Source organism: Micromonospora sp. NPDC049645 (assembly GCF_040675155.1).
In the GTDB taxonomy this organism is placed as follows: domain Bacteria; phylum Actinomycetota; class Actinomycetes; order Mycobacteriales; family Micromonosporaceae; genus Micromonospora.
In genome coordinates this window covers 1-20,316 of the sequence record NZ_JBFAOI010000032.1, presented here as the reverse complement: position 1 = coordinate 20,316, position 20,316 = coordinate 1, and the positions used below count along the sequence as shown (strand labels likewise).

The 20,316-nt window shown below is 70.2% G+C and carries 19 protein-coding genes; 10 read left to right on the top strand and 9 right to left on the bottom strand.

Annotated features, from left to right (window positions below; translation table 11 throughout):
• Nucleotides 1-583 precede the first annotated feature (583 nt).
• Nucleotides 584-838 carry a hypothetical protein gene (locus AB0J33_RS30930; RefSeq protein ID WP_363618653.1) on the bottom strand — a complete coding sequence of 85 codons (255 nt, stop codon included), beginning with the start codon at nucleotides 836-838 and terminating at the stop codon, nucleotides 584-586.
• Between the two features lie 255 nt (nucleotides 839-1,093).
• Between AB0J33_RS30930 and AB0J33_RS30925 the strand changes: the two genes are divergently transcribed.
• From AB0J33_RS30925 to AB0J33_RS30905, 5 genes are all read left to right on the top strand, one after another.
• Nucleotides 1,094-1,558: a PRC-barrel domain-containing protein gene (locus AB0J33_RS30925; RefSeq protein WP_363618651.1), complete on the top strand. Its 465-nt coding sequence runs from the start codon at nucleotides 1,094-1,096 to the stop codon at nucleotides 1,556-1,558.
• A 9-nt stretch (nucleotides 1,559-1,567) separates the two neighbouring features.
• Nucleotides 1,568-1,744, top strand: coding sequence for a hypothetical protein (locus AB0J33_RS30920; RefSeq protein ID WP_363618649.1), 177 nt, complete (start codon nucleotides 1,568-1,570; stop codon nucleotides 1,742-1,744).
• Nucleotides 1,745-1,830: 86 nt separating this feature from the next.
• A complete protein-coding gene (trpS, locus tag AB0J33_RS30915) occupies nucleotides 1,831-2,889 on the top strand; it encodes a tryptophan--tRNA ligase (RefSeq protein WP_363618647.1) in 1,059 nt (352 codons plus the stop codon).
• A gap of 93 nt (nucleotides 2,890-2,982) precedes the next feature.
• Nucleotides 2,983-4,188, top strand: coding sequence for a low temperature requirement protein A (locus tag AB0J33_RS30910; RefSeq protein WP_363618645.1), 1,206 nt, complete (start codon nucleotides 2,983-2,985; stop codon nucleotides 4,186-4,188).
• A 45-nt stretch (nucleotides 4,189-4,233) separates the two neighbouring features.
• Nucleotides 4,234-4,824, top strand: a complete 591-nt coding sequence (locus AB0J33_RS30905; protein WP_363618643.1) for an HAD family phosphatase — start codon at nucleotides 4,234-4,236, stop codon at nucleotides 4,822-4,824.
• 4 nt (nucleotides 4,825-4,828) lie between these two features.
• On the opposite strand, the gene AB0J33_RS30900 is transcribed toward AB0J33_RS30905, so the two are convergent.
• On the bottom strand, nucleotides 4,829-5,800 hold the full coding sequence (locus AB0J33_RS30900) for an NADP-dependent oxidoreductase (RefSeq protein WP_363618641.1): 972 nt from the start codon (nucleotides 5,798-5,800) through the stop codon (nucleotides 4,829-4,831).
• Between the two features lie 203 nt (nucleotides 5,801-6,003).
• On the opposite strand from AB0J33_RS30900, the gene AB0J33_RS30895 reads away from it, so the two are divergent.
• Entirely contained in the window at nucleotides 6,004-6,702 is a 699-nt protein-coding gene (locus AB0J33_RS30895) for a YoaK family protein (RefSeq protein WP_363618639.1), read from the top strand.
• Nucleotides 6,703-6,712: 10 nt separating this feature from the next.
• Here the strand turns inward: AB0J33_RS30895 and AB0J33_RS30890 are convergent, their stop codons facing one another.
• From AB0J33_RS30890 to AB0J33_RS30880, 3 genes are all read right to left on the bottom strand, one after another.
• Nucleotides 6,713-7,792 (bottom strand): DUF916 domain-containing protein, encoded by a 1,080-nt coding sequence (locus tag AB0J33_RS30890; RefSeq protein WP_363618637.1) that lies wholly within the window; start codon nucleotides 7,790-7,792, stop codon nucleotides 6,713-6,715.
• A gap of 91 nt (nucleotides 7,793-7,883) precedes the next feature.
• On the bottom strand, nucleotides 7,884-9,863 hold the full coding sequence (locus tag AB0J33_RS30885; RefSeq protein WP_363618635.1) for a metallophosphoesterase family protein: 1,980 nt from the start codon (nucleotides 9,861-9,863) through the stop codon (nucleotides 7,884-7,886).
• 143 nt (nucleotides 9,864-10,006) lie between these two features.
• On the bottom strand, nucleotides 10,007-11,224 hold the full coding sequence (locus tag AB0J33_RS30880) for a HupE/UreJ family protein (protein ID WP_363618633.1): 1,218 nt from the start codon (nucleotides 11,222-11,224) through the stop codon (nucleotides 10,007-10,009).
• Nucleotides 11,225-11,405: 181 nt separating this feature from the next.
• Here AB0J33_RS30880 and AB0J33_RS30875 point away from each other — a divergent pair, with 181 nt between their 5' ends.
• Entirely contained in the window at nucleotides 11,406-12,065 is a 660-nt protein-coding gene (locus tag AB0J33_RS30875) for a hypothetical protein (RefSeq protein WP_363618631.1), read from the top strand.
• Nucleotides 12,066-12,127: 62 nt separating this feature from the next.
• Here AB0J33_RS30875 and AB0J33_RS30870 read toward each other — a convergent pair whose 3' ends face one another.
• Together AB0J33_RS30870 and AB0J33_RS30865 are read right to left on the bottom strand one after the other, a co-directional pair.
• On the bottom strand, nucleotides 12,128-12,841 hold the full coding sequence (locus tag AB0J33_RS30870; RefSeq protein ID WP_363618629.1) for a hypothetical protein: 714 nt from the start codon (nucleotides 12,839-12,841) through the stop codon (nucleotides 12,128-12,130).
• Nucleotides 12,834-13,334, bottom strand: a complete 501-nt coding sequence (locus AB0J33_RS30865) for a sigma-70 family RNA polymerase sigma factor (protein ID WP_363618627.1) — start codon at nucleotides 13,332-13,334, stop codon at nucleotides 12,834-12,836. The genes AB0J33_RS30870 and AB0J33_RS30865 overlap by 8 nt, the downstream gene beginning before the upstream one ends.
• A 182-nt stretch (nucleotides 13,335-13,516) precedes the next feature.
• Here AB0J33_RS30865 and AB0J33_RS30860 point away from each other — a divergent pair, with 182 nt between their 5' ends.
• A complete protein-coding gene (locus AB0J33_RS30860; protein WP_363618625.1) occupies nucleotides 13,517-16,747 on the top strand; it encodes a S8 family serine peptidase in 3,231 nt (1,076 codons plus the stop codon).
• 65 nt (nucleotides 16,748-16,812) lie between these two features.
• On the opposite strand, the gene AB0J33_RS30855 is transcribed toward AB0J33_RS30860, so the two are convergent.
• Nucleotides 16,813-17,568, bottom strand: coding sequence for an SDR family NAD(P)-dependent oxidoreductase (locus AB0J33_RS30855; protein WP_363618623.1), 756 nt, complete (start codon nucleotides 17,566-17,568; stop codon nucleotides 16,813-16,815).
• A 285-nt stretch (nucleotides 17,569-17,853) separates the two neighbouring features.
• Here AB0J33_RS30855 and AB0J33_RS30850 point away from each other — a divergent pair, with 285 nt between their 5' ends.
• Entirely contained in the window at nucleotides 17,854-19,341 is a 1,488-nt protein-coding gene (locus AB0J33_RS30850; RefSeq protein WP_363618621.1) for an MFS transporter, read from the top strand.
• A gap of 225 nt (nucleotides 19,342-19,566) precedes the next feature.
• On the top strand, nucleotides 19,567-20,049 hold the full coding sequence (locus AB0J33_RS30845; protein ID WP_363618619.1) for a class I SAM-dependent methyltransferase: 483 nt from the start codon (nucleotides 19,567-19,569) through the stop codon (nucleotides 20,047-20,049).
• 90 nt (nucleotides 20,050-20,139) lie between these two features.
• Here the strand turns inward: AB0J33_RS30845 and AB0J33_RS30840 are convergent.
• The coding region (locus AB0J33_RS30840) for a non-reducing end alpha-L-arabinofuranosidase family hydrolase (protein WP_363618655.1) at nucleotides 20,140-20,316 on the bottom strand (177 nt) is incomplete at its 5' end.

The following is a 20,316-nucleotide window of genomic DNA, read 5'->3' as shown; positions in this document are numbered from 1 at the left end:
ACAAGCACCCTGTTGAGTTCTCAAAGAACAACCACACACCGACCAGAAGCCCCACCTCAGTGGAACCCCAACCGGGGCTTTTCCGTACCGTGTCCCGCCGCTCTCGCGCCGGGCACTTTTACTACGTTACCTCACCGTCTTCGCCGTGTCAAACCGTGTGTCCCGGTCTGTCATGCTTCGTACGGGTCAGCGCCGGCGCACTCACGCAGCAGCGAACCGCTGCGTCAGGTCGTCGGATTTGGCAGACCGGCCGCTGCGGTTTCCCGCAGTCTCGCCCGGTTCCCTGCCGGTCGTGAACCTTACCCGGTCGGCTTCGCCGCACCAAATCCGCCTCGCGGCCGATCCGGCAAGCCCCGCCCGGACCGTGTCCCCGCAGGAGCGAACCCCTGCCAGACCCGGTACCACCCCGTCTCGGTGCTCCAGAACTTTCGTCCCGTTTGCCCCGTTCCGCGCTGGCAGAGAGAAAGTTACGCGTCCGCGGGTTTGATCGTCAAATCCGCGGGTAGCGGCGCGCGTCACATTCCGGTTCGCGAGCGACTTTCCCAGGTCAAGCCTCTCCCGCACCCACCGGTGGTGGCCAGGGTCAGGACACCTGCCGTCGCCGGGCGGCGAACCAGGCCCGAAGACCGAGGACGCCGACGGTCGTGCCGATCGCCAGGGACGCGGCGATCAGCAGCGCGTGCACCCACAGAAAGCTGGTGGCGGCACCCTCGGCCACCGTGCCGGACGCCCAGGACCGCGGGTCCTGCCAGATGGCCACCGCGAACCTCGGCCAGATCACCCAGGTCCAGACTCCGACTCCGACCAGGAAGACGGCCCACCCTCGCGACAGCACCATGGCACCCGAGTATGCCAGCGCGCCTGGTCAGCGGACCGGCCACGCAGGCGGACCAGCCACGCAGGCGGACCAGCCACGCAGGCGGACCAGCCACGCGACAGGCGAGCCGGCCACGCCGGCAACCGCGCGGTCAACCCTGCACGTGGCCGCTCCTGAACGGGAAGCCCCATCTACGGCGTTCGAGCTGTTTCCCTTGGCGACGGGGTGGGCACTGCGAAGGGGGACAGCTGAGGACCGTCCCCCTGGAGGTGCCCCGTGCAACCCTCGACCTTCAATCCCTGGGCCTGGCGTGACCCGTCCGCATTGGCCGGCGGGTACACCCAGAGCACTCCCTCGATGACTCCTCCGGACAGCGAGCAGGGTCGGCACGACGGCCCGGACGCTCCCGGGCCCGGCACGCCCGTCGACCTGGTGGGCTACCAGGTGCAGGCGAGCGACGGACGGATCGGCACCATCGACGAGACGAGCGACGAGGCGGACGCCGGGCACCTGGTGGTCGACACCGGGCCCTGGATCTTCGGCCAGAAGGTGCTGCTGCCGGCCGGGACGGTGGCGCGGGTGGATCATCAGGAACGCGTCGTGCACGTCGACCGGACCCGCCAGGAGATCAAGGACGCGCCACCGTTCGACCCGGACTCGGCCGACCCCGAGTATCGAGAGCGTGTCGGCACCTACTACGCCGAAAGCTACCTGTCTCCACCGGCGACGGACCGCAGGTAATGTGAGTCCGTGGTCCGGACGGGCACCTGCGCATCCGAGGCGGTCGAGCTGGTCGACGACCGCTTCCTCGGTGCCGTGCCCGAGATCCCGCCCAGCTCCGGCGGCGGCCGTGAGCAACTTCTGAACGTCCTCCGTGCCGGTGGTCTGCGGTTCCGCGCCGGTGCGCGATGGCGGGCGGCTCGCTGAGTCGATCCCGCTGACCGACAGGGCTGAGCCAGCCCTGTCGGCGCGCGCCCACGCGTCACCTACCCCCGACAACGAGAGGCACCACCATGTCCATCGCACGAATGCTCACCGGCGACCGGCCCACCGGACGCCTGCACCTCGGCCACTACGTCGGAAGCATCGCCAACCGGGTACGGCTGCACCGGAGGTACGAGAGCTTCTTCATCATCGCCGACCTGCACATGCTCACCACCCGCAACCGCCGCGAGGACATCGACCGGGTCTCCGGTAACGCCCGCGAGATGGTCACCGACATCCTCGCCGCCGGGGTCGACCCGCAACGGGCGACCTTCTACCTCCAGTCGGCCATCCCGGAGGTCGGCGACCTCAACACCCTTCTGCAGAACCTGGTGACCGTCCCCCGGTTGGAACGGGTGCCCTCGCTCAAGGACATGGCCCGCGACGCCGGCAAGGAGGAGATGCCGTACGGGCTGTTGGGGTATCCGGTGCTCCAGGCCGCGGACATCCTCTGCGTCAAGGGGGAGGTGGTCCCGGTCGGCCGGGACAACGCCGCGCACGTCGAGGTGACCAGGGAGATCGCCCGACGGTTCAACCACCTGTACGGTCCCGTCTTCCCGGTGCCCGAGTTGATCTCGTCGGACACGCCGAGCCTGGTGGGCACCGATGGTGCCGCCAAGATGAGCAAGAGCCGGGGCAACTCGATCGCTCTCTCCGACGACGCGGCGACGGTGCGGCGCAAGGTGCTCGGCATGTACACCGACCCGAACCGGGTGCGGGCCGACGTGCCGGGCACGGTGGAGGGCAACCCGGTCTTCGCGTACCACGAGATTTTCAATCCGGACCGGGACGAGGTGGCCGAGCTGGCCCGGCGCTACCGGGCCGGGCGGGTGGGCGACGTGGAGGTCAAGGAACGGCTGGTGGTCGCGCTGGAGGCGTTCCTGGCGCCGATCCGGCAGCGCCGGGCCGAGATCGAGGCGGATCGGGGTCTGGTCGACCGGTTGATCGTCGAGGGCACCGAACGGACCCGCCAGGAGGTGCGCCAGACCGTGCTCGAGGTACGCCGGGCGATGGGGCTGACCGGCGCGTACCAGCAGGTGCGGCGGCGGGCTGAGCGGAGCCGGCGCCGGACGGACGCCTCGACCTGAGGGGGCCGTCCGGTCGGCGAGGTGATGCCGGGTGGGCGTCGCTGGGCGAGTAGACCCGCTGAACCGCCGAGCTATACGGCGCAGAATGCGAGGATGAGGGGGATTGTCGACGTTCATCCGGCGGGGACGACGCAGCGGACGACGACGTTCGAGATCTTCTTCGACCTGGTCTTCGTCTTCGCGCTCACCCGGGTCATCACGTTCATGGCGGGTTCGCCTAGCGCGCTCACCCTGGCCCAGGGGCTGCTCCTCCTGCTACTGCTGCTCTACTCCTGGTCGCCGTACATCTGGGTGGGAAACCTGGTCCGGCCCGACGTCGGCCCGGTCCGCGCGGCCACCCTGGTCGCGATGGCGGCGATCTTCGTGGCCGCGCTCGTGCTGCCGGACGCGTGGCAGCAGGGCCCGGAGCTGTTCGACGCGCCACTGACCCTCGCCCTGGCCTACGTGGTCGGCCGGACCGTGCAGCTCGTGATTTTGTTCTGGGCGAGCACGAGCAATCCCGCACTGCGCTCTACGCTGCGGTTCTTCGCCGTGCCGGTGGTGCTGGGCTGGGTTCCGCTGGTCATCGGCGCGGTGCTCGGTGGTGCCGCCCAGACGGCGCTCTGGACGGTCGCGTTCCTGCTGAACATCGGCGGTGCCCGGATCGCGTCCGCCCTCCGGCCGTGGCAACTGCGCAGTGTGGACCACTTCAGCGAGCGGTTCGGCCTGGTGCTCATCATCGCGCTTGGTGAGTCCCTGATCTCTGCCGGCGCAGGCCCACGGGCGATGGCGCCGGTCGGCTCCGCCCTGGTGGCCGCACTGCTCGGCCTCACCAGCACGGTGTGCCTGTGGTGGCTCTACTTCGATCGGCTGGCGCCCGCCGCCCGGGAGGCCGTCCGGAACCTGCCGGGCGAGCGGCGGGCCAGCGTGGCCGGCGACGCGTACGGCCTCGGGCACTCCGCGCTGATCATCGGCGCCATCTTCGTCGCGTTGGGCCTCGAGGAGGTGATCGCCGGACTCACCGAGGAGTCGGCGCATCCCGGCCGGCTGGGCTGGGAGACAGCAACCGCGTTGTACGGGGGCAGCGCCCTCTACCTGCTCGGCAGGCTGGCCTTTCGTCGACTGACCGTCCGCGCGGTGTACCCGAGGCAGGTCGTCGCCGCGCTGCTGCCGCTGGTCCTGCTGCCGATCGGCCGATCCCTGCCGCCGTTGACGGCGCTCATCCTGCTGACCGCCTTCCTGGTCGGGGTGACCTGGTTCGAGCGGCGGACGGACCAACGCGACGAAGGACTCCACTCGACGCGACCGCGTCCTTCGTGAGCACGTCCGGGCGGGCCGGCCAGGAAGATCTGTACCCTTCGCAGGGTGAGTCTGCCGCTGCCACCCGGGCCGTTCGCCGCGTACCTGTTCGACTGCGACGGCACCATCGTCGACTCGATGCCGCTGCACTACCTGGCCTGGCAGCGGGCCCTTGAGGAGTGGGGCTGCGAGTTCCCGGAGGAGCTCTTCTACGCCTGGGGTGGGCGGCCCACCGCCGACATCATCGTCGAGCTGAACGAGCAGCAGGGTCTGGCCATGCCGGTCGAGGCCGTCGTCGAGCGCCGGGAGAGCTACTACCAGGAGTTGCTGCCGCAGCTCGCCGCCGTGCCCGAGGTGTTGGCGCACATCCACGACGCGCACCGGCGGGTCCCGTTCGCCGTCGTCTCCGGCAGCACCCGCGCGTCGGTCACCGCGTCTCTGGACGCGCTGGGCCTGCTCGACCGGTTCGACGTGCTGGTCTGCGCCGACGACTACACGCGGGCCAAGCCCGACCCGGAGGCGTTCCTGCTCGCGGCGGAGCAGCTCGGCGTGGCCCCGGAGTCCTGCCTGGTCTTCGAGGACACCGACCTGGGCATCCAGGCCGCGACGGCGGCCGGCATGGCATCGGTACGCGTGCCGCAGCAGCGCGTCGGCTGAGGTCTCAGGCCACTGTCAACAGGAGCTTGCCGGAGTAGGACGACTGGAGTCGCTGGTGCGCCTCGCGCACCTTGCCCAGCGGGAACGTCTCCGCGACGTGCACCACGAACGGCCCCGCCTCGATGAGTTCGTTGAGGCGCTGCAACTGTCGAGGGTTCGATTCGCCGTCGTACGCGCGGACCAGCACACCGGGCCGTTCCTGCGGTTCCGGCCGCACCCCGTGGGCGTACGCGACCACACCGCCGTCGACGAGCGTCTCGGTGAGCTGGTCCAGTGTCTTGCCGCCGGCCATCGCCAGGATGGCGTGCACCCCGGACGGGGCCGCGTCCCGGATCCGGGCCAGCACGTCGGTCATGTCGCCGTGGCCGTCGAGGGACACGTCGGCGCCGAGTCGGGTCACCAGCGCGACGCCGTCCGCCCCGGACGCCACGGCGATGACGTTCAGCCCCTGCCGCTTGGCCAACTGCACGGCCAGGTGGCCCTGACCGCCGCTCGCTCCGAAGATCAGCAACCAGTCGCCGGCCGACAGGCTGACGGTGTCGAGTCCGGCCAGCGCGGTCAGCGCGTCGGTGGGCATGGCGCCGGCGTGCTCGGCGGGCACGCCGTCGGGCACCTTCGCCGCGTACGCGGCCTTGACCACGGCGTACTCGGCGTAGAAGCCGCCCTTCGGCCGGGTGGTGGCGGCGACGTAGACGAGGTCGCCCATCGCGAGGCCGGTCACCTTGCTGCCGGCCGCGATGACGGTTCCGGCACCGTCGGAGCCGGGCACGATCGGCAGGGCCGAGCCCTCCGGCACCAGCACACCCTCCCGCTCGTACGCGTCCCACACCCCGACGCCGGCGCTCCAGACCTTGATCAGCACCTCGTCGTCGGCGACCTGCGGGACCGGCAACTTTCGCAGGGTGATCACCTCCGGCCCGCCGAACTCGTCGAAGGCCGCGGCCTGCATCCGCTCTGGCACATCCCCGTCAACCATGTGGATTCCCTCTCCGTGCCGGCGTCACCGTCGCAGCATGCCCGCTCGGGAACGGCCGTGGCCCGGGGCTGTGCGTCGTTCACCCACAAGGGCGAACGCGCGCGCCGGGCAGGTCGTGCGGGCGTAGCCGGGGCGGGCACGGGAATGTCCGCGTACCGCGCCGGGCGGGTCGCGCCGACCGAAGGATCGACGGAGGGGGCATCGTGCACGCTCCTCCGTCGACGCGAGCCACGGCCTGGCTCCTGGTGGCACTGGCGGCGGCGTCCGGCTGCGTCGACGTGATCTGCCTGACCAGGCTGAACGGCTACTTCGCCAGCGTGATCACCGGCAACCTGGTGCACTTCGGGCACGCGTTGGCCACCGCGGACGCCCGCTCACTCGCGGGGGCGGTGGTGGCAGTCGGTGGGTACGCGGTGGGGGTGGCCGCCGCCACCGTGCCGTTGCGGCACACCCCGCCGGGTTGGAACCGCCATACCGCGGTGGTGACGGGGGCCGAGGCGCTGCTGCTGCTCGGGTTCACGGTGGGCTGGGTGGCCTGCTCGGCCCGGCCCGGGTACGGCTTCGGCCTCGTGCTGTTGGGCATGGCGGCCGTGTCGAGCGGCATCCAGAGTGTGATCACCGTGGGTGCCGGCGTACGTGGCGCTTCCACCACCTACCTGACCGGTTCGCTGACCGAGCTGGTTCGGCGTCGTGTCGTCGACCCGCACCGGTTCGCCGACGTGGGTGGCGTCGGCCGGTTGGCGGGGCTGGTGGTCGGCGCCGTGCTCGGCACGGTGGTGCTGCGAACGGCTCCGACCTGGGCATCCGTGCCGGCGGCGGTGCTGGTGATCGCTGTGATCGCGTTCGCGGTGGGCCTGACCCAGCGCGCGAGCGCCGCCGCCGGCCGAAGCCAGCCGAGTTGACCGGCCGCGATCAGGAGGTCTGCGGTTCCGGGCCACGCAGCGCCTGCTCGACGGCGTCGCGTACCCGGGCGTCCTCGCGCGCCTTGCGCTGCGCCTGGGTCCGCCGCCGGTACAGGTACGCCCCGACGAGCACGGCGATCAGCACGACGAGCACCAGCACCAGCATCCACGGCAGGGCCCAGCCGTGCGCGGTGACCTCGACCGGCTTGAGCGAGGTGGTGGAGCCCGAGGCGTCGGTGAGCAGGGGCGTCAGGGTCGCGGTCGCGGCCAGCGAGATGGTGGGAGCCACCTCGTGTACGGGCACCGTCACGTTCCAGCTCTCACCCGGGAGCAGCTCCGGCGGCGCGGCGATGTCCGCGGCCCGTACCCGCAGCAGGCCGAACGGACCCGAGACCGTCACCGCCTGCTGGCCGGACAGGGCCGCGTTGCCGACGTTGTGCAGCTTGTAGGTGATGGTGGCGTCACCCTTGCGGAACGGGTTGGCCGACCCGGCGTACGTCACGTGCAGGTCCTCGATCGCGAGGCTCGGCTTCAGCTCGCCGCCCACCCGCAACTTGATCCGGATGCCGAGGCGCCGGTCGACATTGATCCCCTGGGCCTGGTCGGCCTGGGTCAGCGCGGTGAGGATGCCGCCGACGTAGTCCCCGGGCGTGGAGTTCTCCGGGACGCTGATCTTGAAGGGAACCTGGGCGGTCTTTCCGGGCTGGATCACGACACTGCCGGCGTTCGCCTTCACCCAGGCGCCGATCGCCACGGACTTCTTGTCCTTGGTGAGCAGGTCGAGTTGGCCGGCGTCGGTGGTGAAGCCGTCGGCGGCGTACACGGAGAGGGTCAGCGGCGCCTTGCCGTGGTTCGCCACCACCATGGCGTCCTCGACGGCGCCGCCGGGGTTGACGTTGTAGCTGTAACTGGACCGGGCCTCGCCGTAGCCGTTGGAGGCCGTCCGGACCGTCCAGGCGACGTCACCGTCCGCGGCCAGGACGGGACCGGCACCGACACCGACGGCCGCGACGACGGCGAGCAGGGACAGTGCGGTCGTACGGAGGAGCGCGGCGGGCGTGGTCTTCCAGCGCGTTACGGACGGGTACATGTCGGTTCCTTGAGGTGATCTTGGACGGATCGCACATGGGTGGCGGGGTAGGCCCCCGAAGGTGCCTACCCCGCCCGATGGAACTGTTCGATCAGCTGCTCAGCGCGGTGATCGTGAGGGTGGTGCGGTAGCTACCCTTCGCGATGCTGTCCGGGATCTTCAGATCCAGGTCGGCACCGAGCTTGGCGCCGCCGCGCGGGTGACCCTGCGCGGCCGCGGCGAGCCCACTGGAGACCGAGAGGCCCTTGCCCTGGTCGTCGTAGGACGACAGGACCGGCGCACCGGCCTCGGCGCCCGCGCCGCCGTCCAGCACGTACGGGTTCCAGCCCAGGTAGGAGCCGGAGAACGTCTTGTCGGCGTCCTGGAAGTCGCCGACGTTGGCCGAGATCGACCACGGGGCGAGCGAGCGGCGGCTGTCCGACACGAGGATCGGGTTGATCTTGCCGGTCGCCTCGAAGTAGGCGCCGTTGCGCTCCTGCGCGGTACCCAGGTCGACCAGGCCGTTGTAGCCGTCGATCGTCCAACCGAACTCGCCCGGAGCCGGGTTCGGCACGTTGACCTGGATGGCCTGGCCGTCACCGTTGAACGGGTGCACGGTCACGTTGTCGACGATCGAGCCGACCGGCTGACCGTCCGGGGTGTTGACGCAGGACAGGCCGGCCTCGACGGCCGCGTTCGGCGCCGCGCAGGTGCCGCTGCGCACGTTCGCCAGGACCAGCTTGTCGCCGCGCACCTGCACCTTGACGTAGCTGCGCACGTGCTCCTGGTTCTGCACCGAGTTGTACCAGAACTTGTCCGGGTCCAGCGGGTCCGGGCCGTTGCCGCGGATGCCGGTGCCGGTGGCGTCCGGCTTCTTGATGTCGTAGTACTTCGAGCCGGAGGCCGAGTTGGCCGTCACGTAGATGACGCCACCCGGACCGGGGAAGACGTCGGCTGCACCCGGCTTCTCGGCCGGGTTCTCCTTCTGGCCGTTCTTGATGGAGTAGCTGCGCGAGTAGCTGTGGTCGTGCCCCTGCAGCACCATGTCGATGCCGAGGTTGGAGAAGGCCGTGGTGAAGTCCTCCCGCCGCTGCTTGTTGTCGGTGTCGGTCGAGTGGCTGGCCGGCGAGTAGATGGAGTGGTGGTAGACCAGCACCTTCCACTTGGCCTCGGAGCCGTGCTTGTTCACCACGTCGGTGATGTACGAGACGTGCGCGGCGTCGCCGGCGTTGCTGCCGTCGGTCGGCAGCTTGTAGCTGTTGCTGTTGATGTCGATGAACAGCACGTCCTTGTAGACGAACCAGTAGTCACCACCGGACTTGGTGCCCGCCGGGTTCCCGTTGTCGTAGTACGGGGCCGTGCGGTCGGTGTTCGGGGTGAAGTGGTGCTGCTCGTAGGACTTGCCGCCGACATCGTGGTTACCGATGGTGGCGACGAGGGGGTACTGACGCAGCTGGTCGGGCGCCATGAACGAGGTCCACTGACCCTCGTCGTTCGCGGACTCGACGTGGTCGCCGCCGGAGACCAGCAGCTCGGCGTTCGGGTTGGCCGCGGTGGCCACCTTCAGGGTGTCCTCCCAGCCGGCCTGGTCCTTCAGCCGGTCACCGGAGGAGCCGATCTGCGGGTCGCCGAAGAACAGGAAGTCGTAGTCGCCCTCGAAGTCCTGCGTCTTGAAGGCGTATGCCGGGGACCAGTTGCCCTCGGCGCCGACCCGGTACGAGTACGCCGTGTTCTCGCGCAGGTTGCTGATCGTGGCGTGCCGGTTGAAGCCGGTGGTGGAGGTGTTCGCCGCACCAACGGCGTCGAAGCTGACGGCGCTGGCCGGGAACTCGCCGTTGACGATCTCGGCGGTGGGGGCGAGCTGGATCTTCTGCGCCGTGTCGGCGGAGGAGTACCAGGTCACGATGCGCTGGGTCTCGTTGGCGCCGACGCCGAGGATCACGCTGCTGATCGTGGTGGACTCGGCCGCGCTCGCGGTGGCCAGCAGGCCACTTCCGAGGGCCGCGCCCATTCCGAGGAACCCGGCTGCGACCCCGGCGACCAGGCGCCGCCGCATGGGCCCGGAGACCCATGTCGAGGTGCTCAATGTCATCGACATTGTTCCCTTTTCAAATAGAGAAATGGATGTGCCTTCACCCGACACTGGGGAAGCAATTCCACGCTTTCGCCACCCGATGAACCGTTCATGAACGTGATCTTGCGAAAGACTGCACTTCACGAACTACTTAGCCTTACTCATGATCCCGAAACGCGCTGGACAAACCAGATCAGCCCCATAGTGGACACGACCGCAGAAACGGCCCCGGTCGCCCAGAGTCCGGCTTTCGGCGCACGACGGCGCAGCACGAACAGCAGCGGGAAGACGACGGCGATAATCGTCAACTGAACGGCCTCGATGCCGACGTTGAACACCAGCAGCGACCACAGCAGGGTCCACGACCACGCCTCGTCGATGCCCAGCGCACCGGCGAAGCCCAGGCCGTGCACGAGGCCGAAGCAGAACACCACGCCGAGGCGGATCCAGCCGGCCCGGTCCAGGCTGAGGTGGCCGCGCCCGGTCGCCTCCAGGTCCGTGGCGTGCTCACCGCGACGCCAGATCCCCCACAGGTGCCAGCCCGCGACGACAGCGATCGACAACGCGATGATCGGCTCCACGATCACCCCCGGCACCTCGACCAGGCCGAGGGCGGCGAGCATGAACGTCACCGAGTGCGCCAGGGTGAAGCTGGTGGCCGCGAGCACGATCTCGCGAAGGCGCCGCGATCCGGCGATGAGCGCCAGCAGGAACAGGATGTGGTCGATGCCGGTCAGCAGGTGCTCGGCACCGAGGAGGAAGAACTCACCGAACCGCTGGTACCAGGCCTGCCCGGTGGAGAAGGAAGGGTTGGCGCTGTCGAGCGCCGCGCTTCCCGAGCGGCCGTCGATCTCGTAGGTGACGATCGTCTTGGTGCCCTTGACGTAACCCTCGCCATCGGGGAAGAGACCGCTGCGCACCTCGTGCGCGTCGACCCGCTCGGGGCAGGTCCAGTCCAGCAGCAGATTCGCGTACGGCACGCCCTCGCGCTCGCCGATGGTCGCGTCGCCCACCTGGACCGGCTGGCAGCCCTCGCTTCGTGCGCTCACCGAGAACCGGTCGGAGACGTACCTCAGGACCGTCGACGCGTGCTCCTTCAGGGCAGTGGCCTGGGCAGCGGTGTCGCCCGCTTCGAACGCGGCCGTTCCCCTCTGAAAGAGCGGATCGTCGTCGCCGGCATCCGCGGCGGACACGACGAGGAGGTCGTATTCGAGTTCCACCGTCGTGCGGATGTGACCCTCATCTCCCGCTGCGATTTTCGCGTAAACGGTCGACGAGAAGCCGTGCGCGGACGCCGCTTCGGCGCCCAGAAACGGAACCACCAGTGCGGCGAAACCGACAGCGGCGACGATAACGGTACGGCGGATTCGGCCTGACATTCGACTCCCTCAGTTGGCCAGTGCACGTTGCATGTCGCGGGTGAACAGCAACCCGCGCACCGACGAACCGCCGGAGAACAACACCCCCGGTCGCCCACTCGGCGATTGCCGGCGACCGGAATTGAGATAGGAATACGAAGACGTACCCGCACTTTCCGCCACCACCCGGAGGACGATCACCTTGCGCCCCCCGCTTCAGGCCGTTGCCATCCTGGCCGCGACCGCCGCGTTGGTCACCGCCTGTAGCTCCAGTGACGACTGGTCGGAGCCACACCCGGTGCCCAGCGCCATCGGCACACTCGGTCCGGGATTCGTCGACCCCGCCACGAAGCCCGCGCCGGAGGCGACCATCACGCCGCAGCCCGGCTCGTGGGCCGGCGTCCACCCGCCGAAGGACTACCGGGTCGTCCTGCTGACCGGCGGCGACGACGACCCGACCAGGGCACTCGTGACGGCGGTCAAGGAGTGGGCCGACGACGAGCACGTCGACCTGCGGACCATCGTCGTCAACGCACACGACGCCGTCAGCAGCATCGCCAAGGCGATGGAGATGGGTCCGGACCTGATCGTCAGCGCGGGCAACGACCTGATCGACCCCCTCGCGTTGGTCACCCCGAACCACCTGGACGAGAAGTTCCTCGTCGTGGGGGCGGAGCTGGCCGAGCCCACCCACAACGTCACGGCGGTCGACTGGGAGGGCGCGTCGTTCCGCGGGGAGGGGCTCGGCATGTCCTCGACGTACGACGCGAACTCGTTCACCGCCGAGCGCTGCGCGGCGGCAATCCGGGCGGGCGTGGCCGCCGTCCTCAACGACCTGACCGGGATCGTGGTCTGGCTCTGACGCTCGGGGAAACGTGGTCGCAGCCGCGCGCCGGCACCAGCTATCGGAGCGGGTTTCGACAGTCAGCGCGGGGCGGGTCCCCGGTCCTCGAACTCGTAGGTGGTGGTGAGGCCCTCGGGCAGGTCCGGCACCAGGGCATTGGTGCCGTCGACCACCTGGACGTAGCGCTTGCCCTGGAAGATCGAGTAACTGCCGTCGGCGACCTGATCGATCCGGAAGAGCTGCGTCGAGGCGGCCGGGTCGCACGCCCGGCCGCGTACGCTGCCCGGCGCCGCGTCGTGCACGACGGTCATGCAGACGGCGCTGGCACCGGATGCAAGCAGGATCCGGTACCGGTCCCCCTCGGGGCGCAACACCCACAGCGCCCGATCGTCGATGCCCTGTTCGCTGCTGGCCCGCACCTGATCGCCATCGCGGTCGATCGCCAACGTGGCTCCGCGCATACCGGGCAACACGATCTGGACCTGCCGCCGACCGTCGAGAATCTCCTGCGGTCCGACCGGAGCGACCGGAGCGGTCGGGGTGCTCGGGGACGGGACCACCGACGGCGCGACCTGGGTGGCCGGGCCGACACCCGGTGACTCGACGCCGGTCCGCGTCTGCAACAGGGCGCTGCCAGCGGCGAGGGCCACCACGGCCAGCCCCGCCGCGCCGACAGCAACCCGACGCCGCCGACGCCGGTCACTGCGCCGCCGCAACGTCTCGGCCCCCGGCAGCGTGGTGACGCGCCGGACCTCGTCGACGATCGCGGTGAGATCGTCGCGCGGATCAGCCATGGGAGTTCTCCTCCTGGTGCGCATCGGTCAGCAGCCCGGCCATCGCTCTCCGACCGCGGGCGAGATATGCCTTCACGGTTCCGACGGGGGCCTGCATCTCGGCGGCCACCTCCGCGACGGTGAGATCGTTGAGGTGGTGCAGCACGACGGCCCGGCGCTGGTTGGCGGTCAGCCGTTGCAGCGCCTGCAACAGCGCGACGTGATCCTCGTTCAGTCCGGGCACGCTCTGGTCGACCGCGGCCCGGCGATGTGCGCGTACCCGGTTGAACGCCTTGCGCCAACTGCTGACCGCGATCCGGGAGGCCACCCGGCGGACCCATGCCTCCGGGCTGTCCGCCTCCCGCACCGTCGGCCATCGCTGCCAGGCCCGCATGAACGCCTCGGCGACGGCGTCCTCCGCCTCGGCACGGTTGCCGGTGAGCGCGTACACGTGACCCACGACCCGACCCGCGCAGGCCGCGTAGAGGGCGTCGAACTCCTCGGCATCACGCATCCGACCGGTGCCCTCCCCTGCCTCGTTCCCTGGTCACCGCCGCATCGAACTCGCCCGGCTGGACCGGACGCGTCATCGCGGGGCTCGATTGTGACCGCCGTCACACCAGTGGTGATCAACCTTGTGACCTGGCCAGGCGTCATCGTGCCGACCCGGGAGACGCCCGTGGCGGAGAGGACGATGTGCGACGACGGCAACGACGCGCCCTGACAGCCGGCGTACTCGCGACCGCGCTGGTGGCGGCGGGCCTGACCGCCCAAGCGGCGAGCGCGCAGGAGCAGCCGGCGGCCCCCGCCCCCGGCGCCTCCGGGACGTTCACCCTGATCACCGGTGACCGCGTGTCGCTGGACGCGGCGGGTCACCCGCAGATCCAGCGGGGGTCGGGGCGGGCCGCCATGCGGTTCGTGAGCAGCCGGGAGGACGGCCACCAGTACGTCATCCCGGTGGATGCGATGCCGCTGGTGCGCGACGGACGGCTCGACCGGCGGCTGTTCGACCTCACCACGCTCGGCGAGTTCGGCTACGACGACCGGGCCCCCGAGTTGCCGCTGCTGGTCGCGTACCCCGAGAACGCGGCGGCGCGGGCGCGGACCGCGACCACCACGGGTGCCGGGCGGGTGCGGGCCGACCTGCCGGCCGCCCACGCGCTCGCGGTCCGGGCGGACCGGGACGACCGGGTGACACTCTGGGCGTCACTCACCCGGGCGACGGCCTCGGCGCGCACCCTCACCGCGGGGGTCACTCACATCTGGCTGGACGGCAAGCGCAAGGTCTCGCTCGACCGGAGCGTGCCGCAGATCGGGGCCCCGGCGGCGTGGCAGGCCGGTTTCGACGGCACCGGCGTCACCGTCGGCGTGCTGGACACCGGAATCGACGCCGGCCATCCCGACTTCGCCGGGCACCTCGCCGAGGTCCGGGACTTCACCGGCGGCAACGACCCCAGTGACACGGTCGGCCACGGCACTCACGTGGCGTCGACAATCGTCGGCAGCGGCGCCGCGTCCGGCGGCCGGTACCGCGGGGTGGCGCCGGGAGCGAAGCTGCTCGTCGGCAAGGTCTGCGCCACCACCGAATGCCAGGACTCGGACATCGTCACCGGAATGCAGTGGCTCGCGCCGCAGACCCGGGTGGTCAACCTGAGCGTGGGCGGCGACGACGCGCCCGGCCTCGACCCGCTGGAGACCGCGGTCCAGGAGTTGAGCCACCGGTACGGCACCCTCTTCGTGGTCGCGGCCGGCAACGAGGGCAAACCGAAGTCGGTCTCCTCGCCGGCCTCCGCCGACGACGCTCTCGCCGTCGCCGCGGTGGACGCCGACGACCAGCGGGCCTACTTCTCCAGCCGAGGGCCGCGCGTCGGCGACAACCACATCAAGCCCGAGATCAGCGCACCCGGCGTCGACATCGTGGCCGCCGCTCCCGGCGGTGACTACGCCACCATGTCGGGTACGTCGATGGCGACCCCGCACGTGGCCGGCAGCGCCGCGATCCTCGCCGGGCAACACCCGGACTGGACCGGCCCGCAGCTCAAGGCCGCCCTGATGGACTCGGCCAAGCCGACCGGCGCGGACACCATCTACGAGCAGGGCGCCGGCCGGGTCGATATCGCCCGCGCGGTCGCCCAGCCGGTCGCCGCCGACGTCGCCGCCATCGACTTCCCGGTGCAGCGCTGGCCGCACGCCGACGACAGCCCTATCACCCAAATCGTCGGCTACCGCAACAGCGGCACCACGCCGGTCACCCTGACGCTGGCCATCGCTCCGGCCCCGGCCGGCATGCTCACCGTCAGCCCGGCCACGCTCGTGGTGCCGGCCGGTGGCCGCGCCGAGGCGACGATCACCGTGGACACCCGGGTGGACGCCCCGGACGGCGTCTACCAGGGGGCGCTGACCGCGACCGGTGCCGGCGACCTGCGGGTACGGACGCCGTTCGCGCTGAACCGTGAGATCGAGAGCTACGACGTACGGCTCGACCACACCGGGCGCGACGGCCAGCCGGCCACCGAGTACACGACCGTGGCGGCGAACCTGGCCACCGGGGAGTTCAGCACCCTCGCCGCGACACCGGGCGGCGGCGTCCTGCGGCTGCCCAAGGGTCGCTACGCGCTGTACAGCACCATCCACGAGGGTGCCGTGTCGACTCTGCTCGCCCAGCCGGTTCTGGACGTACGCGGCCCGGTCACCGAGGCGGTCGACGCCCGTGCCGCCAGGCCGGTCGCGGTGACCGTGCCGCAGCGTGACGCCGCCCCAACCTCGATCAACGTGAGCGCCAACTGGGACGACGGCTTGCGCTATCCGGGCGTCCAACTCAGCGGAGCGTCCTTCGCGGACGTCTTCTTCGGCCGGATCGGGCCCGCCGTCACCGCGCCCGAGTTCACCGCGACGCTGGGCGTCGGGCTCGCGCGACCGGGCAAGGACCGCACCTTCCGCAACAGCCCCTACACCTACGACCTGGCGTACGTCCGGCACGGCGACATGTTCACCGGCCTGACCAGGAAGCTGTCGCCGAAGAACGTGGCCACCGTCCGGGCGACCTACCGGAGCCAGTCCAGCACGACGACGGCCACCCGGATGCACCGCGCGTCGGCGCCCGGAGGCTCGGGCCCGATCGGGTCGAACACGCCGGTCGATCTCCCGTTCACGGGCACCGAGTACTACAACACCGACGGCGGCATCGTCTGGACGTCCACGTTCGTCGAGGGGGACAACTCGACGACGCAGGATTCGACCTTCACGTCTGGCCGGACGTACGCCCAGACCTGGAACGCGGCACCCTTCGGACCCACCGTGGCCCAGGCACCGACCCTGTCGCCTCTGGGGTACGCGGGCCGCGACGGCGACACCATCTCGATCGCGTCGCTGCCCCTGTTCGGTGACGCGACCGGTCGCCCCGCGAGCCGCGACGACCAGCCGGTGCGGTTGCGCCTGCTGCGCGACGGTAGGGAGATCGGCACGTCGGACAGCCCGTGGGCCGACTTCGCGGTGCCCGCCGAGCAGGCCACCTACCGTCTGGAGGCGACCACCACCCGGGGCGCCCCGGACACCCTGTCGACGTCGATCTCGGTGGCCTGGACCTTCACCTCGGCGCACACCACGTCACCGCACCGGCTGCCTCTGACGACGGCCCGTCCGATGCCCGTGCTGGACGACACCAACACGGCGCGGACGGGCCGGATCACGACGATTCCGGTGGCGCTGGACCGGCAGGCCGGCTCGACGGCCGCGTCCAACCGCACGCTCGGCGTCTCCGCGTCGTTCGACGACGGCCGGACGTGGATCGCCCTGCCGGTGCTCCGGAACGTCGCTCTGATCAATCATCCGCGCCGGGCCGGGTTCGTCTCGCTGCGGCTGACGGCCACCGACACCGCCGGCAACACGGTCACCCAGACGATCCAACGGGCCTATCGGATCGCCTGACGCACTGCCCGGTCCGGGGTGGCGGCGGCCGTCTGAGCCGCCGCCCCGGGCCGGACCCCACCGCGTCAGGCGGTGAGGGCACCATCGATGGCGATGGACGCGCCGCTGATGAAGGTGGCCTCGTCGCTGAGCAGGAACGCGGTGAGCGCGGCGACCTCGTCGGACGTGCCGGCTCGTCCGGTCGGCTGCGCCGACAGGTAGCGCTCCGCGACCTCCGGGGCCTGGCTGACCACGCCCTGCCAGAGCGGCGTGTCGATCAGCCCGGTGACCAGGGCGTTGACCCGCACACCGGAGCGCGCCACGTCGAGGGCCGCCGAGCGGGTCAGCCCGATGACGCCGTGCTTCGCCGCGTTGTAGGCGGCCTGGGTCGGGTCGCCCTTCACGCCGGAGACCGAGGCGTTGTTGACGATCGCGCCACCGCCGGCGGCGATGATCGCCGGGAGCTGGTACTTCAGGCCGTAGAAGACACTCGTCAGGTTGAGGGCGAGCGACCGCTGCCAGTTGTCGCTGTCGGCTTCGCGCACACTGGCCATCGGGCCGCCGCCGGCGTTGTTGAACGCGCCGTCCAGCCGCCCGTACTCCGCCACCGCGCTGTCGACGAGCCGCGCCATCTCCTCCTCGACCGTCACGTCGGTGGGTACGAAGAGGGCGGTACCGCCCGCGCTCCTGATCTGAGCGGCCACCTCCTCGCCCCGATCCTTGTCCCGGGCACCGATCACGACGCGTGCCCCTTCGGTGGCCGCCCGCTTGGCGAACGCCAGGCCCATGCCCTGCGTACCGCCGGTCACCAGCAGCACCTTCGATTCCAACCGTCCAGCCATCTCGTCCACATCCACCCGACTGATGAGCCGCCACGTGGTCCGCGGGGCTTCGTGAGACGGAACGCTAGCCTTTTCTGGAACGTTCGACAAAGTAACTGCACTCACACCTGGGCACCCCGCTACGGCACCCAGGCGCTCCGATACCCATTCTTACCGCCAAGAAGCCTTCAATTGACCACCTCTGACTGCTGTAACCGTAGGCACATTCTGTGGTGAGTGTTCCATAACGCCGATAGCGTTGGCCGGGTCGCAAGAATCCGCGCAAACCACCCTTAAGGAACAGTCATGCCCACAGGCCGCCCCGCCCTGGAGCCTCAGCGGTGGAAGGCCCTGTTGTTCATCTCCATCGCTCAACTGATGGTGGTGCTCGACGGGGCCGTCATGAACATCGCGCTCCCCTCGGCGCAACAGGCGCTGCACTTCACGGACGGAAGCAGGCAGTGGGTGGTGACCGCGTACGGTCTGGCCTTCGGCGGTCTGCTGTTGGTCGGCGGCCGGGTCGGTGACATGGTCGGGCGCAAGCGCACCTTCCTGATCGCGCTTGCCGGCTTCGCGATCGCCTCGGCGATCGGCGGTCTGGCCGTCAACGCCGCGATGCTGCTGCTCGCCCGTGCACTACAGGGTGTGTTCGCGGCCCTCCTCGCTCCGGCCGCGCTCTCGTTGCTCTCCCTGTCCTTCACGCAGCCGAAGGAGCGCGCGAAGGCGTTCGGTGTGTTCAGCGCGGTCTCGATCGCCGGTGGCGCCGTCGGTCTGATCGTGGGCGGGCTGCTCACCCAGTATCTGAACTGGCGCTTCGCCATGTTCGTCCTGGTGCCGATCGCGGTCGTCGGGATCCTGGGCGCGAGTCGCACGGTGCACGACGACGGCGAGCGGCACCGCGCCCGACTCGACGTCCCCGGGGTCCTGCTGGCCAGCCTCGGACTCGTCGGCCTGGTCTACGGGTTCGGTGTCGCCGAGAGCCACGGCTGGTCGGCGGGCGTGACCATCGGGTCGTTCACCGCCGGGGTGCTGCTGCTCGCGGTCTTCGTCGTGGTGCAGGCACGGGTCACGTCCCCGCTGCTGCCGCTGCGCGTGCTGACCGAACGCAACCGGGCCGCCGCGTACCTCTCGGTTGGTCTTGCGATCGTCAGCATGTTCGGGATGTTTCTCCTGCTCAGTTACTACTTTCAGCAGGTCAAGGGGTGGTCGCCGGTGATGGCCGGGCTGGCGTTCATGCCGATGGCCGTGCCGCAGGCCATCGGGGCCACGCAGATCGGTGCGCGACTCGCGCACCGGATCGCCCCCCGGCCGATCATGGTCGGTGGTTACCTCGTCACCGCGATCGGTCTGGTACTGCTCGCGCTGCTCGACGCGGACAGCGGCTTCCTGGAGATCGCGTTCGCCGAGGCGGTGATCGGGCTCGGCATCGGCACCGCGTTCATGCCCGCGATGAGCATCTCCACCCACGGCGTCGAGCCCAAGGACGCCGGTGTCGCCTCCGCGATGATCAGCTCGTCGCAGCAGGTCGGCGGCTCGATCGGCACCGCGTTGCTGAACACCGTCGCGACCAGCTCCGCCGCCACCTACCTGGTCTCGCACGGTGGCCCGGCGGCGCGGGTTCAGGAGCGCAACGAGGCGCTGATGCACGGGTACTCGGTCGCGTACTGGATCGCGGTCGGCTTTGTGGTCGCGGCGACCCTGGTCTCCGCGGCCATGGTGAACGCCGGCGCTCCGAAGCACGTCCCGGCCTCGACGGACGCCCTCGAAGACGGCACGCCGGCCCCCGTGCACTGATCGATGCGACACCTGTCCGTCTCGCGGTGACTGAGGACACGGTGCACGGACTCCTCTGAGAGGGTGGAATCAGACGTGTGAGCAGAAGAGGCACCGGCGAGTGACGTGGTGAGGTCCACTCTTTCGACCCACGATTCGGGTCAGTCCAGCGTTGGCAGCACGCCCACCGCGGACGAATCGATTCGGGCGACGACCGCCCATCGGCAGCGCTGGGCGGTGCAGACCATGGCTGTCGCGGCCGACGATCAGGTGCTGGAGATCGGGTGTGGTCGGGGAGCGGCCGTCTCCCTGGTCGCCGGAGCACTCACCACCGGCCGGATCGTCGCCATCGACCGCGCCGCGACCATGGTGCGACTCGCGACCCAACGGAACCTCGGTCACATCAGCGCCGGCAGAGCCGAGATTCGACGGGCCGGCTTCGAGTCGGCCGACCTCCCGACCGGCCACTTCACCAAGGTCTTCGCGGTGAACGTCAGCCTCTTCTGGTTGGGCGACGCGGCCCAGCAGATCGCCCGGATGCGGAGTCTGCTGGCACCGGGAGGGCGGCTCTACGTCTTCGGTGAGCGACCCACCGCCGTGCATGCCATCGCGAACGTCACCGCGACCACACAGCTGCTCGACACGCACGGTTTCAGCACGACGACGTCGAGCACCACTCGCGGTCAGGGCCGGGTGCTGACCTGCGTCACCGGCACGCCCGTCCGCTGAGGCCGGGCTGGGCCACACCGCAACGTGATCCGGGCGGGCTCGGCGTGACGCCGAGCCCGCCCGTCGCGGGTCAGTCGAGCTTGATCCGGGTCAGCGTTGCAGGGTCAACAGACCCGGCCGGTACGGCAGCAGCCCGTAGTCCCCGCCGGAGCTGGGAGAACGCCCCTGGTAGAGCAGTTGCAGGTTGCACGCGTTGACCGTCATCGTCTGGTCGGCGCTGGTCCGCAGCAACTCACCGTGGCTGATGTCGTTGGTCCAGGTGGCACC

Coding starts and splice junctions, on each gene's coding strand:
- AB0J33_RS30930 (WP_363618653.1), bottom strand. CDS start 838: ATGGTGCTGTCGCGAGGGTGGGCCGTCTTCCTGGTCGGAGTCGGAGTC.
- AB0J33_RS30900 (WP_363618641.1), bottom strand. CDS start 5,800: ATGGTTGACGGGGATGTGCCAGAGCGGATGCAGGCCGCGGCCTTCGAC.
- AB0J33_RS30910 (WP_363618645.1), top strand. CDS start 2,983: ATGAGGGGGATTGTCGACGTTCATCCGGCGGGGACGACGCAGCGGACG.
- AB0J33_RS30890 (WP_363618637.1), bottom strand. CDS start 7,792: ATGTACCCGTCCGTAACGCGCTGGAAGACCACGCCCGCCGCGCTCCTC.
- AB0J33_RS30855 (WP_363618623.1), bottom strand. CDS start 17,568: ATGGCTGGACGGTTGGAATCGAAGGTGCTGCTGGTGACCGGCGGTACG.
- AB0J33_RS30870 (WP_363618629.1), bottom strand. CDS start 12,841: ATGGCTGATCCGCGCGACGATCTCACCGCGATCGTCGACGAGGTCCGG.
- trpS (WP_363618647.1), top strand. CDS start 1,831: ATGTCCATCGCACGAATGCTCACCGGCGACCGGCCCACCGGACGCCTG.
- AB0J33_RS30845 (WP_363618619.1), top strand. CDS start 19,567: ATGGCTGTCGCGGCCGACGATCAGGTGCTGGAGATCGGGTGTGGTCGG.
- AB0J33_RS30865 (WP_363618627.1), bottom strand. CDS start 13,334: ATGCGTGATGCCGAGGAGTTCGACGCCCTCTACGCGGCCTGCGCGGGT.
- AB0J33_RS30850 (WP_363618621.1), top strand. CDS start 17,854: ATGCCCACAGGCCGCCCCGCCCTGGAGCCTCAGCGGTGGAAGGCCCTG.
- AB0J33_RS30885 (WP_363618635.1), bottom strand. CDS start 9,863: ATGACATTGAGCACCTCGACATGGGTCTCCGGGCCCATGCGGCGGCGC.
- AB0J33_RS30880 (WP_363618633.1), bottom strand. CDS start 11,224: ATGTCAGGCCGAATCCGCCGTACCGTTATCGTCGCCGCTGTCGGTTTC.